General features: G+C 47.1%; 12 protein-coding genes. 2 read left to right on the forward strand and 10 right to left on the reverse strand.

All coding sequences use genetic code 11. From position 1 onward, the window contains the following. Positions 1–42 precede the first annotated feature (42 nt). The 7 genes from FNY66_RS14675 to FNY66_RS14705 all read right to left on the reverse strand — a co-directional run bounded on the left by FNY66_RS14675 (position 43) and on the right by FNY66_RS14705 (position 9913). The gene (locus FNY66_RS14675) at positions 43–1272 is read right to left on the reverse strand and encodes a CapA family protein (RefSeq protein ID WP_150311621.1); all 1230 of its coding nucleotides are present in this window, start codon (positions 1270–1272) and stop codon (positions 43–45) included. A 200-nt stretch (positions 1273–1472) separates the two neighbouring features. After that, entirely contained in the window at positions 1473–4094 is a 2622-nt protein-coding gene (locus FNY66_RS14680; RefSeq protein ID WP_150311622.1) for a sensor histidine kinase, read from the reverse strand. A gap of 8 nt (positions 4095–4102) precedes the next feature. After that, a complete protein-coding gene (locus FNY66_RS14685; protein WP_087149923.1) occupies positions 4103–4801 on the reverse strand; it encodes a response regulator transcription factor in 699 nt (232 codons plus the stop codon). Positions 4802–5031: 230 nt separating this feature from the next. Continuing rightward, a complete protein-coding gene (xylB, locus tag FNY66_RS14690) occupies positions 5032–6489 on the reverse strand; it encodes a xylulokinase (RefSeq protein ID WP_150311623.1) in 1458 nt (485 codons plus the stop codon). 252 nt (positions 6490–6741) lie between these two features. After that, entirely contained in the window at positions 6742–8226 is a 1485-nt protein-coding gene (locus FNY66_RS14695; protein ID WP_087149768.1) for an L-fucose/L-arabinose isomerase family protein, read from the reverse strand. Between the two features lie 57 nt (positions 8227–8283). Continuing rightward, positions 8284–8898 (reverse strand): DUF4867 family protein, encoded by a 615-nt coding sequence (locus FNY66_RS14700; protein ID WP_150311624.1) that lies wholly within the window; start codon positions 8896–8898, stop codon positions 8284–8286. A gap of 154 nt (positions 8899–9052) precedes the next feature. Beyond that, positions 9053–9913, reverse strand: coding sequence for an AraC family transcriptional regulator (locus tag FNY66_RS14705; protein WP_087149924.1), 861 nt, complete (start codon positions 9911–9913; stop codon positions 9053–9055). A gap of 230 nt (positions 9914–10143) precedes the next feature. On the opposite strand from FNY66_RS14705, the gene FNY66_RS14710 reads away from it, so the two are divergent. Then, entirely contained in the window at positions 10144–10974 is an 831-nt protein-coding gene (locus tag FNY66_RS14710) for a GH25 family lysozyme (RefSeq protein WP_087149770.1), read from the forward strand. Between the two features lie 511 nt (positions 10975–11485). Here FNY66_RS14710 and FNY66_RS14715 read toward each other — a convergent pair. From FNY66_RS14715 to FNY66_RS14720, 3 genes are all read right to left on the reverse strand, one after another. Next, positions 11486–13216 (reverse strand): glycoside hydrolase family 43 protein, encoded by a 1731-nt coding sequence (locus FNY66_RS14715; protein ID WP_150311625.1) that lies wholly within the window; start codon positions 13214–13216, stop codon positions 11486–11488. A gap of 114 nt (positions 13217–13330) precedes the next feature. Beyond that, positions 13331–13453 (reverse strand): hypothetical protein, encoded by a 123-nt coding sequence (locus tag FNY66_RS15955; protein ID WP_267872939.1) that lies wholly within the window; start codon positions 13451–13453, stop codon positions 13331–13333. A 90-nt stretch (positions 13454–13543) separates the two neighbouring features. Beyond that, positions 13544–14713 (reverse strand): glycoside hydrolase family 5 protein, encoded by a 1170-nt coding sequence (locus tag FNY66_RS14720; protein WP_150311627.1) that lies wholly within the window; start codon positions 14711–14713, stop codon positions 13544–13546. A 254-nt stretch (positions 14714–14967) separates the two neighbouring features. Between FNY66_RS14720 and FNY66_RS14725 the strand changes: the two genes are divergently transcribed. Further along, positions 14968–16212 (forward strand): helix-turn-helix domain-containing protein, encoded by a 1245-nt coding sequence (locus tag FNY66_RS14725; protein WP_150311626.1) that lies wholly within the window; start codon positions 14968–14970, stop codon positions 16210–16212. The last annotated feature ends 24 nt before the right edge of the window (positions 16213–16236 follow it).

The raw sequence follows: 16236 nt of genomic DNA on the forward strand, positions 1-16236 counted from the left end.
CGTAGCATAAAACCGTAAGGAATTCAAGAAGTTTCTTTCCCGTCAGAATCCGCTGCTGTATTCCTCGATTCTTCCTTTCACCCGTTCTGCCTCATCGCCCTCCAGCGGTGTGGGCTGATAGTTATTATATCCGGATTCCGAGGATATAGAGCACGGAATGATATTGGTCACATTATCTTCTTTCAGCTCCCCGTTTTCAACTGTAAAGGTCTGCTGGAAGATCATCGTGTCTTTATCCGACGGGTTACTGTTTCCGCCAAAGCAGAAATTTCCGAGACTGTATACGATATTCTTTCCTTTATAAACTTCAATTCCTTCCAGTACATGAGGATGATGGCCAAGCACCAGATCAGCACCGTTGTCAATTGCCGAATGAGCAAGATTCACCTGATTCTCAGTCGGATAGTTTTCCCTCTCAAGTCCCCAGTGGAAACTTACAATGACGATCTGTGCCCCCTGATCTTCCACTGCCTTGATATTCGCGATCATCTCGTCTTCGCAGCCCATGCCGTCCGCCAGTTCATAAGTACCGACCAGACCTACTTTCACACCGTTGACATCCATGACCGCAGTCCTGTCATATCCGAAGCTCGTAATACCGGCCGCATCCAGAGCTTCAATCGTATCTGTATAGCTCTGGTCGCCGTAATCATGGCTGTGGTTATTTGCAAGATTTGCAGCCTCTACATCACCCTCTGTCAGTATCTGGGTATATTCTGCAGGTCCCTTAAATGCATAGGTCTTGTCCTGACGCGCAGTCTCTTCCGTAAGTGTTCCTTCCATGTTAACGATCGTCAGGTCATCTGCCTCAAAAACAGACTTCACATTCTGGAAGAAATAGGAGGCTCCGTTACTGTCATAATACGCATTCAGGCTCGTGCTCCGGTCAAAATATTCATCTGTTCCGAGAGTACAGTCTCCGGCCGCACTGATCGTAATGGAAACAGGCTCCGCTTCTTCTTCCTCTGCCTCCTGCTGTTCCTCGATAGTCAGATCTGACGCCTGACCGCCGCTTTTGTCACTGCTGTCGCTGCCACCCGTAAAATGCCTTACCAATGCCACAATCCCTGCAATGATCAGTATCAGAACCAATACAATACCGCACAGGATTGCAATGGCAATCCTCCTCCTTCTCTTAAGCCGCTCTCTTTTGCGCCGCATCCTCTCTTCACGGCTTATCGGCCTGCGCTGCTGCGGGCCTCTTTCTCCCGGCGGAACTGTACTGTTTCCTGTTCTGCCGATTTTGTCTCTCTGGTCTTCCCCCTTGTTCATCTTAAGTCACCTCACATATCAACCTTTTTCTCTTGCAGAACTTTTTCTGATGTAGCAGTTCAGCTTCATAAACGGTACAGGCCGAACTGTTACTTTCTAATAGACTGATTTCATCGTATCATCTGCAGAACACTTTTGCAATAGCAAAAGAAACGCCCGGTTAACCCGGACGTTTCTGCTCATAAATCTGATTTTTCATCTCAATAGTCAATTTTGTTTTCTGCTCTTGCAGGTACTCGTGCAAACCGGATGTTCACGCGGAACAGATCCCCGTCAAGATACAGCTCAAACTCTCCTCCCTGCATCACAGTAAGACTCTTTGCAATAGACAGACCAAGTCCGCTTCCCTCTGTGCTTCTTGAAATGTCGCCCCTGATAAAGCGTTCCGTCAGCTCATCTGCTGAAATGTTAAGTTGCTGTTCGGATACATTTTTCAGAGAAAATTCAACCTTATCGTCTGTGAGAACGAGATCCGCATACACTCTTGTGCCGGGCATTGCATATTTCGCCGCATTACCGAAGACATTTTCCAGGACACGCCACATTCTTCTGCCATCCACATGGATAACTGCTGGTTCTTCCGGAATATTAAGTACCATGGTCAGATTGCGCGCGGCAAATTTCTCCGCCAGCTCTCCTTCCGTCTGCTGTACAAGTTCTCTCAGATCCATATCCATACATTCAAGCGTAATATTGCCGCTGCTTACCTTGGATGCCTCGACCACATCTTCTGTCAGCGTCTTCAGCCTCTGCGCCTTTGCTTCAAGAATATCCAGATACCCCCGGATCTTTTCATCCGTAATATTGGACCTTTTCAGGATGTCTACATAATTGATGATCGAAGTGAGCGGCGTCTTTATATCATGGGATACATTCGTGATCAAATCGGTCTTCAGCCTTTCATTTCTCATCGCCTCATCCACAGCTTTGTTAAGGCCGCTTCCGATATTATTGATTTTCTCTGCTATATCCCGCTCTGCTCCGTGCAGCCATTTCAGATCAATACGATATTCCAGATTGCCGCCCGCTATTTCCTCTATTCCTTTTCTGATCCTGTTCTTTGCAATCGCCCCGCTTAAAACGACCCACAGGACTAATATATCCGCTCCCAGGGCAAGCAACATAAACGGAATGTTCCGTATCAGTACAGCCAGCCATTGGATAAATAGAAAGCCAGTCACAGCAGCTCCTGCTTTTAAAGTAACAGACCGTTCTCTCCATACCTGTCCGGTAACTACAAGCATCGCATGGAAAAGACTTCCCTCCCACAGAATTTTGGCTTTAGCCCTTCGCACCAGACTTACGTATCCTGCAAAGAAACATGCAAAACTAAAGAGCCCATATAAAAATATTACAACCAGATCGGCCAGATCTATGGCTGTTGTAAATAACGTTGAATATGCCGTCGGAATCGTACTCACATATTCTTCAGCGGAATATTCCACTGCCGCCGTATCTGTCCAACTTCCGAATGTCACACGCATTCCAAGAAGAATACATGTACTGAGCACCCACAGACCTATCACCAGCGCTGCCGCAATTTCCGTCTTCCACCGATCAAACACCGTCAGATGTATTTCTTCATCTCCGGGTTTTTTCCCTGCTGTCACTGCAAGCCATACAGCAGATGCAATAAAGAGGATACCGCCTGCAATAAACAGGACCAGTGCGCATCTCAGAAAGGGAATATTTTCATTATAGTGCGTACTGCCTTCATAAAACTGATCCTTGATCGGATATGACGTATCGATTGACACGGCAAGGATATTCTCTGAATTTCTGCTCGGTTCATATGACCTGACCGAATCCCATTCTCCAGAGGCAGAAATGCTCATATTTGTTTCGAAATCTTTTAATTTCGGATATACAATAATATACTTCACAGAGTCTTCGGATTTCATCTCATCAATATGAGCTGCAACATCCTTGTAATCAGAATACTCCCCTTTATTTGTAAATACCTGTTTTGTCACCCGGTCCGCATAAAGGTAAGTAAAGTTTGTATTTCCCTCTTCCAGATATTCCCACCCGGACTGATATGTCGTATACTCATCATAAAGATTAGTCAGCGTAAATGTGAGATTATCATAAATATCTGACAGTCTTCCGTTTAACTCCGGATTGCTGTTAACCGCCTGCAGAAGATTATCGGCACCGGCAGGCGCATAATTTTCTTTCAGAGCCGTACCAAAATTCCAGCAGTCAGTGTACAGAACATTTCCCTCATTGTCATAGATTCGCATTTCGGACTCACTGCCCGAGACATCCCCGCCCTCTGCAAGTTCTTTCAAAAAGGCGGCCTGTGTCTGGTACTCATCCTCAAATTCAATCGTAAACTCTCCGTTCTCAAAGAGATTAAAAAAATCGTTCCGGTAATAATAGTAATATGTCCCATCCTCTCTCTGACATACTATAACGTCCTCCTGGTAGACGCCTCCTCCCTGTGAATTAAACTCTTCTCCCCAATTGATCAGATCTTCCAGCGTATACATAAGCCCTGATGCGTTATTTCCTCCGGCTTTGCCTGTACCGGCATATTCCATAATATCGATTTCTTTGTCCGGGTCATACGCGCCGTCCGTCTCAAATACATCCTCGAGCCGGAACATTTCAAATACTTCGGACACTGCATTTTCTACCGACATATTAAAGTCAGCCGACTCTTCATATGACTCTTGTACCAGACTCATGATCTCTGACGGATTCACTGTATCGGTAAATGTAAGTATCACTCCCAGGGATGTAATGAACGCTGCGCCGCTCAGAATACCCGTCAGCAGCACGATTACTTTTGTCAGAGTCCTTCTATACCACTGATTCATAAACTTCTCTATATTCCTTTCTCGATCTTATAACCTACGCCCCACACCACTTTCAGATATCTGGGATCCTTCGGATTGATCTCGATCTTTTCCCTGATATGCCTGATATGAACAGCTACGGTGTTGTCGGCGCCGATCGCCTCTTCATTCCAGATTGATTCGTAGATCTGTCCGATTGAAAACACTCTGCCCTGATTCTTCATGAGAAGCAGCAGGATATTATACTCAATAGGCGTAAGTTTCACCGGCTCGCCATCCACGGTTACTTCTTTCAAATCATCATTGATCTTTAAGCCTCCGACCTCGTAGATCTTCTCCTGCTCGCCCTGACCTGAACCGCCAAGCTGATTGTATCTTCTGAGCTGCGACTTCACCCTTGCCACAAGCTCCAGCGGACTGAATGGTTTGGTCACATAGTCATCTGCACCCACATTCAGGCCAAGTATCTTGTCGGCATCCTCTGACTTCGCCGATAGTATAATGATAGGAATGCTGTTTTTCTCCCGAATCTTCAAAGTCGCACGTATTCCGTCCAGCCGCGGCATCATCACGTCGATAATCAGAAGATTAATATTTTCTTTTTCAAGGATACCGAGAGCTTCAATCCCGTCATACGCTTTCAGTATCCGGTATCCCTCCTGAGAAAGATATATTTCTATGGCTTCTACAATTTCTCTGTCATCATCACATACAAGAATATTATACATTTTACTCACCCCTTCGCCTCTCTTAAGCACTTCCAGTCCCCTGTTCTTTTTTCTGAACGGGCGGGAGTATTTATCTATAGTATACATGATAAAAATCATTTTTTAAGAGGGGGAAATCAAAATCTTATGATTTTATTAAAATGCGTACTAATAGCATAAAATAACAAAACAGCGGAACGCCCGGCACTGCCGGTATACGCTCCACTGTACGCGATATCACTTTTTTATTTTCAGAACATTCCTTTTAGAACCGGATAAAATCGTCTGAACTTCTGATACTTCTCTTCATATTTCTGTACCAGTTCTTCCTCCGGTTCTTCAGTCTTCACGACTTTCACAAGTTTCTTTGCTGCCTCTTCCACAGAGGAGTATACTCCGCACCCAACTGCAGCGAGAATGGCGGCGCCATATCCCGGTCCTTCTTCGCTCTCAATAATATCCACCTTCATATTCATTACATTGGCGATAATCTTCCGCCAGAGCGGGCTCTTCGCTCCACCGCCGCAAATTTTTGTTCTCTGCGGATTCACTCCAATGCTTCTTGCCACCTCAAGGGAATCTCTGAGGCCAAACGCCACACCCTCGAGCACTGCAAGCGTCATATCTTCACGACTTGTATCCATGCTCATACCGATAAACGCTGCCCTTGCATCGGGATCATTATGAGGTGAACGCTCACCCATCAGATATGGCAGGTAGTACACATGGTTCTCGCCCAGCCCCGTGATTCCCGACTGCTCACCTGCATAATCCGTAGTCTTTAAAATTTCGTCCATCCACCATTTATTACAAGACGCCGCACTCAGCATGCACCCCATAAGATGATAATTTCCGTCGGCGTGTGCAAACGAGTGAAGCGCGTTATTCTCATCCACGCCAAACTTCTCACTGGAGATAAACAGCGTCCCCGATGTACCGAGAGAGATGTTGCATCCACCGTCTCCCACTGTTGCAGTTCCCACCGCAGCCGCAGCATTGTCGCCCGCTCCAGCTATCACCTTCACGCCTGCAGGCAGCCCAAGTTCTTCAGCAACCTCCGGTTTCAGGCATCCCACAGGCTCCCAGCTCTCGTAAAGCTTCGGAAGCTGCTCTTCTGTAATGCCGCAGATTTCCGTCATCTCTTTTGACCAACATTTATGCTCCACATCAAGGAGCAGTGTCCCCGATGCGTCTGAATATTCCGTGCAGAAAGATCCCGACAGCTTGTATGCCAGATAATCTTTTGGCAGCATGACCTTTGTGATCTTCGCGAAATTGTCTGGTTCGTTCTCCTTCATCCAGAGAATCTTAGGAGCTGTAAATCCTGCGAATGCAATATTGGCAGTGTATTTGGAAAGTTTTTCCTTTCCTATAGTATCATTTAAATACTCAACCTGTTTCCCCGTACGCCCGTCATTCCAGAGGATCGCCGGACGGATCACCTCGTCATCCTTGTCCAGCGCAACCAGTCCGTGCATCTGCCCGCCGAAACTTATCCCTTTTATCTGGCTCTTATCGCACTCCGCGGTGAGCTCTTTTAATCCTGCCATGCTCTGTTCAAACCAGTCCTCGGGTTTCTGTTCGGACCATCCGGGATGCGGAAAATATAACGGATACTCCTTTGATACGATCTTATGGATCTTCCCGTTCTCATCCATCAGCAGGAGCTTTACTGCGGATGTTCCGAGATCGACACCGATAAAAAACATTGCTCTGTCCTCCTTTATCGGGGACGTAGTCAAATTCAGTTTTACTACGTCCCCATTTCAAAATAGCCCTGTCCCCTTTTGCGTTTTATCCTGTCCCCACTGTGAATCTGTACAAAACCACACTCTTAATCCGCGCAAAGCAGCAAATTAATTTGTGCAAATTTCAAAAGGGACAGGGTAGTTATCAATAAAGGACAGGGTTAACTTCATTTCGGGACGTAGTCAAATCCGTTTTTACTACGTCCCCGAAAATTATCTCCACGGATTTTCTGTCGGATATCTCACGCCTGCCGGCTGATTGTAACCAATCTCTTCTACCGGAACGCCGATATATTTGAATACCTCGAACAGTTCTTTTCCGTAGTGTCCGAATGCTACAGCGCCGTGATGCGGATAGTTCTTCTCGATCAGCACGTGGCGGTAGAATCTTCCCATCTCCGGAATAGCAAACACACCGATGGAACCAAAGGATTTTGTTGCAATCGGAAGTACTTCACCCTGTGCCACATATGCACGCAGCTTGTTGTCAGATGTGCTCTGCAGACGGTAGAATGTGATATCACCAGGCTGGATATCTCCTTCAAGCGTTCCCTGTGTCACCTCTTCCGGAAGTGAACGTGCCATGATGAGCTGATACTTCATCTCACATGATGTCAGTTTTCCTGATGCTGTATTTCCACAGTGGAATCCCATAAATGTATCTTTCTGTGTATACGGGAATTTGCCCTCGATGCTCTCTTTGTACATGTCTGCCGGTACTGTATTGTTGATGTCAAGCAGTGTAACTGCATCCTGGCTTACTACTGTTCCGATGAACTCGCTTAAGCATCCATAGATGTCCACTTCACAGGATACCGGAATTCCCTGAGCTGTCAGACGGCTGTTTACATAACACGGAACGAAACCGAACTGTGTCTGGAATGCCGGCCAGCATTTTCCTGCAATGGCAACATATTTGCGGTAACCTCTGTGTTCCTCGATCCAGTCTTTTAATGTAAGCTCGTACTGAGCCAGTTTTGTGAGGATCTCCGGTTTCTTATTGCCTGCTCCGAGCTCTTCTTCCATCTCTTTTACAACAGACGGGATACGCTCGTCGCCTTCATGTTTATTAAATGCCTCGAACAGATCCAGTTCTGAGTTCTCTTCGATCTCAACACCGATGTTGTAGAGCTGCTGGATTGGTGCGTTACATGCGAGGAAGTTGAGCGGTCTCGGTCCGAAGCTTATGATCTTCAGATCGTTAAGTCCTACGACAGCTCTCGCGATCGGCTCGAACTCGTGGATCATGTCGGCACACTCTTCCGCTGTTCCCACCGGGTACTCCGGTATGTATGCTTTTACGTTGCGCAGTTTCAGGTTGTAGCTTGCGTTGAGCATGCCGCAGTAAGCGTCGCCACGCCCCTGTACAAGATTATTCTGTGTCTCTTCTGCTGCTGCAACAAACATCTTCGGTCCTTCAAAGTGTTTTGCAAGAAGGGTCTCTGAGATCTCCGGCCCGAAGTTTCCAAGATATACAACAAGTGCATTGCATCCTGCTTTTTTGATATCTTCAAGTGCCTGTACCATATGGATCTCGCTCTCCACGATACAGATCGGGCACTCATATACTGTTCCTGTGCCATATTTCTTCTCATAAGCATCGATCAACGCTCTTCTCCTGTTTACGGACAGGCTCTCCGGGAAACAGTCGCGGCTTACTGCGACAACTCCGATTTTCAGTTCTGGCATGTTTTTCATAGTAGGTTCCTCTCTTTCTCTGCTAAATAAATATATTTATTTTTGTTACCATTACCCTTATACTTCGGTGTTTGCACCTTTCAGCCCGCAGAAAGCTCCCTCAATGCCGGCTTCCTCATGGGCGATCAGCCATTTATTGACCGCTGTCAGCAGACGGTTCTCGCCTTCTTTCGCAGGTTCGAAAGGCAGATCCTCGTTCGTGCCTTTCGGCAGCACGATCACACATCTGAATCCGCCCTCCTGCGCAGAGCAGGGAGCGTAGTGCAGCGTCGTGGCATAGAGCTCGACAGCTGTTCCCGCCGGCACGAAGAACGCCTCGACTTTCGATGTGTCATAGGTATCATCTGCTTCGATATCCTGCTGACATCCAAGCAGCAGGATCAAATCTGTTGCTGCAATATCGATCTCCGAACTTCTGTGATACTCAAGTGCGTTCAGCTTATGGTTGTCCCCGTTACAGTACCCGATCTGGATCGGCAGTCCGCCGAAACCTTTTCTGCATACGTCAACAGCTTCCGGCAGGATCTCCATTGCCTCTACAGACGGTACATAGACAACATCCTTCGGCAGCGGAGTGTGCTCCATCTCTTTTAAGATCTTCTCAAAAGAGAATTCTGTGATCACTTTTCCGTACTTGCCGAAAGATGCGTCCGTCAGTTTCTGAATCTTCATTTTTGCAACCTCCTTACATTTTCGTATCCGAGCATATTCCACTATATCTTACCGAAATACCTGCTCACCACTTGTCTGTATGAGGTCATTTTAACACCTTTAAGAGCTCTTATCGACCAAATAATTAGCCTTTTAATGACCATTTCTTATCTTTTCAATCCCTCACCCGTCGCTGTATCAGTACGTGAGTTTCTTCCTTGACATAGCTGCTATATTCACTCGGCAGCATCCCGTATTTCTTCTGAAATGCCCTCGCCAGCGCCCTGCTCCCGGAAAACCCGTTCCTCAGCGCCACCTCCGTAATGCTGTACCTCCCACTGTCCAGATCTTTCACTGCATACCCCAGCCGGATACTCTGCACATAACTTTTAAATGTCAGACCTGCGTATTTGCGAAACATCCTCGAGAGATAATTAGGTGAATAGTCGAAAACCCGGGCCACTTCATCAAGTGACAAATCGCCAGTATAATTTTCTTTCATATAAGAAGTAATCGCAGACAGCTTATTGAGGTTCTTATTCTTACGTACGGAAGCGTCATCCACTTCCATCAGCCTGTAATCTTTCACAAGCAGATACATAATCTGGTAAAAAAGGCTCTTCATCTTTAAGTCATAACCGCAGGCTTTCCTGCCGTATGTTCCGTACAATTCCCTTATAAGCTCCATAAACCTTTCATCTCTCCTGCCCGGCTCATGGGAAAACCATATAAACTGCTCTCCTGTAAAGTAATCCTCAAACAGTTTCAGCGGAATCTGCAGTACGATCGTCTCATTTGGCAGAGGAGAATCCACGGAATGCACCTCATTGGAATTCACGATCATGAAGTTTCCCGGCGTCAGATGCCACTTCCTGTTATCAATATGAAATTCCAGTTCTCCGCTGCACACCGCAAAGATCTCGATCGATCTGTGCCAGTGTTTCTCACGGTAATAATTCCCCCCGCCGCCCTCGAAAATAAACAGTTTGAACGGGAATCCTGTTTCCGGAACAATAAGTTCATGTGAAAAATTCATTACTGTCTCCAATGTAATCATTGATAGTTTCCTTTATCCACAATTATATTTTCTTCATAAGTTTTTTTCAATATCCAGCAGAACTAATCCTTAGGCCTCTCTACAAAAACGGCAACATTTGTCCACGCCCGCTGTACACTTTTTTCTGTTTCCGGCATATATTAAATTAAATATTTCAGCCCGTGAAAAATTTTTCCAACCGGCTGTCATATTGATGAAAGGAGTAATAAATGAATATAAAAGGACTTGATGTCAGTGAATTTCAGGGCGAAATAGACTGGGAAAAAGTCAAAGCCGCCGGATATAAATTTGCAATGCTCCGGGCCGGATATGGGTATAATACAGTTGATAAACAGTTCAGGCGAAACGCCGCCGAATGCAACCGGATCGGTCTCCCCATCGGCGCTTACTGGTTCTGCTATGCTTTTTCACAGGAAAAGGCTGTCCAGGAGGCGGACGGATGCATCCGCACTGTCTCCGAATACAGACTGGACTATCCGGTCTGCTATGATATCGAGCAGGCATCTGCAGACTATATTGAAAAACAGGGCGTCTCATTCACTCCCGCCCTTGCCAGAAATATTGTCAAAAGATTCTGCAGCCGCATAGAAGAAAAAGGCTACTATGCCATGTTCTACACAAACCGCAGCTTCCTCGATACCTATATCGGCACAGAACCCGCAAAACGATATGCCTTCTGGTACGCCCGTTACGCAGACCGGTATGATGGAACGCCATGTGGTATCTGGCAGTACACCAGCACCGGAAGTGTACCCGGGATCAAAGGAAATGTCGATCTGGATCTGGGATATGTCGATTACCCGGCTGTAATAAAAAAAGCCGGATTAAATCATCTGGCAGGCGATTCCCACACCACCGCGCCTTCTCCTTCTGCACAATATATTACTTATGTCATCCAGCCTGGAGATACACTCAGCGAGATTGCCAAACGTTATGGAACTACTGTAGATACCCTGACAAAACTAAATAAGATTTCTGACCCCAATAAAATATATGCCGGCAATACCATACGCGTTCCGGAAAACATCAATGATAAATAAAACGAATTAAGAGTTTCATAACTTTCTTTCTTTTTCTTTAAGAGTTTAAACATACTTTGGACACATTTTCTGTCTATACTATGAGTCAGATAGTTGATAAAACAACTATCTCCCCCCTCATAAAGTATTGGCATCCCGGGGAACCGGGATGTCGCACTTTACTCTCATTCCTTTAGATAACTATAACAACAACGAGAATCCGCTGACTGCATGGTCAGCGGATTTTCGCGTTTCCGGATCTTTATAATATATTTTTACCGGTTTTTTACTTTCTGTTTAGAATATTCCCCCTTCTTTTATGGTTCACTCATACTTTTGTCACATTTGTCCCCTATACTATGAATCAGATAGTTGATAGAACAACTATCTCCCCCTCATAAAGTCAGGGCGCCGAAAGGCGCCGCACTTTACTCTCATTCCTTTTTAGATAAACTATAAAACTACGAAAAACCGTCCAATAGGACGGTTTTTCGCATGTCTGCTTCCAAAGCGCCGGGGAATCCCTTCTTTTTCACTCCACGCCTTTCGTCTCATCTGCAATATATTCAAAGAAATCAAAGTCCGCATACTTTTCATGCTTCATGCGGTCTGCACAGGTCAGTCCCACCATGGTTCCGGTAAATTCCCCGTACTTACAGTACTCGTCCGAAAATTTTGTCGTATCAAACTCCGGGCCAATCTTCCGGTAGTCTTCCCCGTCCGCGCTCCACTCGAACCAAATCTTTCTTCCCTCCACATAAAGGCGCATCCAGACTGCTCCCCCCGGAGCCGGCACACGCCAGTCATTATATTCTGTCTTCGTACCATTCTCAAGCTGCACCACGGAAAGCGCAGGGCTTCCCAGCGTCTCGCTATAGTATTTCCTGAGATTCACATAATTCATATTATCATAATATAGAATGAGTCCGGCGCTGTGCTGGTACACCTCCGGTTCAAACTCCATCTTTGTAGTGACTCTGGCATACACGCTGGTCAGCTTTCTCGCCAGGATACTCACCCTGTTCAGCGAAGTCCTCGCCTCCTGTCCGCGGATCCTGACATATCCGGGTCTTGCATTCACATCTGCAAAAGACTGCGGCATGATACGGGGCGCATAATACCAGTTTCCCAGCTCCCCGCTGTCGAAATCATCAAAATCGGGGATCTTCGGCATCGGATATTCCGGCAGGGAACTCTCCTGTGTCTCAATCTGTGCCAGATTTTCCGGCTGGTTTCTCCGCAGAGTGTTACTCCTGCCACCCATACACTCTGACACTTTCTCGCAGTCCGAGCCTGACAGCCGGTTTTCTCCAGTATCCATGCGCAGCCATCCGTCCTTTGTCCATCTCATCTTCTGAATAGCAGTCTCCCGCCCCAGCGTGCACCGCAGTTCCGGCACAAAGGGACGTGCCGTATGAAAGAACATATATACCTCGCCCTCCGGTGTCTCCACGTAGCTCCCGTGCCCCGACTTCTGCAAGATCGAATCCGGATTATAGTACTTAGGCTTCAAATGATCCGGATCATGTCTCTCGTAAGATACTCCCGGCGCGGAAGTGAGGATTGGATTTGCCGGATTGGATTCATAAGGGCCCCATACATTGCGGGATCTCCCCATCGTCACACAATGATTGTATCCTGTCCCCCCCTCGGCGCACATGATATAATACCATCCGTTATGTTTTGTCAGATGCGGAGCCTCGATACATCCTCTGTCGGTACCTCCCCTCCAGATACGTTTCGGATAACCGACGATCGCCTTTTTCTCTGAAGAATACTCTACAAGACAGATGACCCCCGGCTTCTCATAGCCGTCTCTTGTCTCCCACTCGAGGGATACGAGCCATTTGCGCCCGTCGTCATCGTGAAACATAGAGGCGTCGAATCCCGCGGAGTGAAGATACACCGGTTCACTCCACGGTCCTTCGATATCCCTGGCGGTAATCACATAATTGTCGATATCAAAATATCTCGCGTTCATGGAATTCATGATCCCGTATACCAGATAAAACAGTCCGTCGTCCTCGCAGTAGGTAAGACATGGCGCCCAGATTCCTTTGGCCGACGGAAGCCGTCTCAGGTTCACTTTCTCATCATCCGTCAGGATGTGGGTGATCAGCTCCCAGTTCTTCAGATCTCTCGAGTGATAAACCGGTATTCCCGGCATCCACTCGAACGTGGACACTGCCACATAATAGTCCTGCCCTTTCCTGCACGCGCAGGGATCGGGATTAAATCCCGGAAAGATCGGATTACTTATCATTAGTCTTGTCCCCCTCGTCTATGATCGCACTTGCAATACTGTGTGCCGGCATCGTCAGTCTAAGCAGCTCTTCCGCTATCCTCACATTGCACTCCAGCCCTTCGTCCGTCCTGTTCAGCAGAGCAGAAATGCACTGATCGCAGAGTAGGCCAGATTGCCCGCATAGTCACCGATTCCATATGCAAACCGCTCTATGAATGAAAGCTTCGCATCCGGATCCATATTTACTTTTCCCATATTTTCTAACCTTCCTCTCATATTTTTTCTTTAACTGCCGTGGAGCCGTCCCCCGTTTTCATGCTCCTCAGCATGTATCCTCTTTTCTTATTATTCCCTTGTCGGGAACCACCCGAAGTCCACGCATCTGCCGAGATCCCAGCAGTCCCAGCCGACCCAGCCTTCCGTATTGACTGTGTCTGTCAGCATCTTGTATGTCCAGTAGAAGTATCCCGAACCTTTTTTCCAGGCATCAAGCTGTGCTTTCGCCACAGCGCGGTAGATCGCTTTCTTTTCCTCTGCGGACATCGCCTCTTCAGACATTCCTTCCTGCCCGTTGAGCACCGTCTGTCCGCCTTTCGTGTCATGACCTACCGCAAGGGAATTAAACAGACACCATTCTCCGCAGATCACAGGGAAATACTCCTCCATCTCCGCAATATCAGCCTCAAAATGCTCTTTCACATAATTGACATAGCCTTCGATCGTCTGGTCACATCCGGCCATCTCTGCCACCATCAGATACATATGCGTATCGAGTACTACGTTTTTATATTTGTCTTCCCTCATAAAGTCCTTCCACGCTTTCAGGCGGAATGCGTCATGGATAACCACATATTTGTCTTCCGGCATATATTTGCGCAGCCTGTCATATGCCTCCAGATAGAACTGACGGATAAATTCGATGGTATTCGGCTTTGATCCGGCCGCTTTCTCCGGATCCACTGCCGGATAACGTTCCTGCACATGCATGGTCTCCCACATGTCCTCAAGGATTGGTTCGTTGATCACCTCGATGCCCCACAGTCCTTCTCTTGTACCATAGCGTTCTGCCAGCCTCTCAAGAACACTGAGTTCGAACTCTACTTCCTCCGGCTCCTGGGACCATTTGCATACGCCGCTGATGCCGCCGTTGTCGAATCCGTTCTGGCTGTCCGGCGCGGTATGCAGGTCAATGAGGATCTTCAGACCGTATTTCTCTGCCCAGTTAAATGCATTGTCCAGCTCCTTCACACATCCGACGAACGGCGCTCTGTCGCCAAAGATAAAATACGGTACCGGAATGCGGACCGCATCCATGCCCATCGCCCTGATCCTTGTGAAGTCGCGCTCTGTTATGTATTCAGAGCGGTGCATTCTGATCCTTTCCTCATAGATCTCTTTCGGAAGCTGGGTCGGCAGATAATACTCATCCTCCGCCGTTGTGCCGTCAAAGAGTCCCGGGCTCATCCATTTTTCCAGTACCAGCCAGTTACCAAGATTTACACCTTTTACATACATTTCCTTCATTCCTTTCTTTTTTAATGTCGGCAAAGTTTCAGCATCTCACTTCTCTCTGCCGCGCTGTGGTTTGGTGCCTGCCTTGTGAATGTATAGTAGTACATTCGCCAGGGCTTCTATATCACATTTTTCGGGTAATTATTACATTTTTCAGGGAAATATGATAGAATATCTATGCAAAATAAAACCAGAAGCGATTCCGCCATTTCTTTCTCTACGCTACTGTGTAGAAATCATATCAGGAGACCATATTAATGAACGAACACTACCTCATAAAATATATTTCTTATCATCTGCACACGATCGTGCGCCGTTATGATATAAACGGAACGTTGCTTGAAACCTGCTGTGCCCGCATATCATTCCGCGATCTTTACGAAGACGATGAAATCTTCCGTATTTTCACCGGAACGGCTCTTCCACATGGCAAAAAAGACATCCCCGTGATTCTGTCTGCAGAGGGTGAGCTTGCCTACGCCATGATCCGGACCGGCAGCCGGTATACTCTGATCGGGCCGGTAAGAATGACAACTCCCGTAGATTTCCGGCACACATATCCGGGCGAGATACCGCTGCCGGATATTTCTGCCCGCCCCGTCACAAAGCAATGGCTCCTCTCTGTATATGCCTGCGAATACGACACATTTTCCAAGGCCATCCTTCTTGTACACAATCTTTTTCATGAAGAAGAGATAACCGAAGAGATGCTGAATCTGGAAAACTCTGTTGACAAAAAGACGGATGAAAAGCTGCGTGAATCTTTTTCTCAGCTCGTCTTCACAAACAGAGAATACGGAAAAGTGCACAATCCTTATGACCAGGAGCTGCGTGAATTCTCCTCTATCGAGTCCGGCGACCTGGCTCAGCTCAAGCGAAGCCTCAGTGAAGATTATCCGGGTGAAATAGGCACGCTTTCCGAAGATCCCCTCCGTCATGCAAAGAACCGGGGCATCGTCGTAGTCACACTGGCGTCACGTGCAGCCATGCGCGGAGGCGTCGTACCGGAAGAGGCCTATTCCCTGAGTGATTCCTACATCCAGAAGATTGAGAAATGCAGGGATATACCGGCAGTATTCCACCTATTCTACGCTGCCGAATACGAGTACGCCCGGATGGTGAAAGAGCTCAAAGAGCAGAAAGAGGGTACTCTCGAGAAAGATAAAAATCCCCATATCAACAAATGCAAAGACTATATCTTCTCTCATCTGCACGGCCGTATCAGCATACAGGAGATTGCGGACGCTCTCGGCCTGAATGCAGCTTATCTCTCAGAGCTGTTCCACGAGTGTGAGAAAGTCACTCTGACAGAGTACATCCGCAGGGAGAAGATCAACCTGGCGAAGAACCTCCTGATCTACTCCCGGTATTCCTACAGCGAGATATCCACTTATCTCGGTTTCTCTTCCCAGAGCCATCTGGGGAAATATTTTAAAAGTGCGACAGGCATGACTATGCGCCAGTACCGCAATGTATACGGAATGAAAGAATTTGACGCATGATATCCCGATGTGCTGAACTGCTGC

Origin of the sequence: Mediterraneibacter catenae (assembly GCF_008691045.1) — a bacterium.
GTDB classification, from domain to species: domain Bacteria; phylum Bacillota; class Clostridia; order Lachnospirales; family Lachnospiraceae; genus Mediterraneibacter; species Mediterraneibacter ornithocaccae.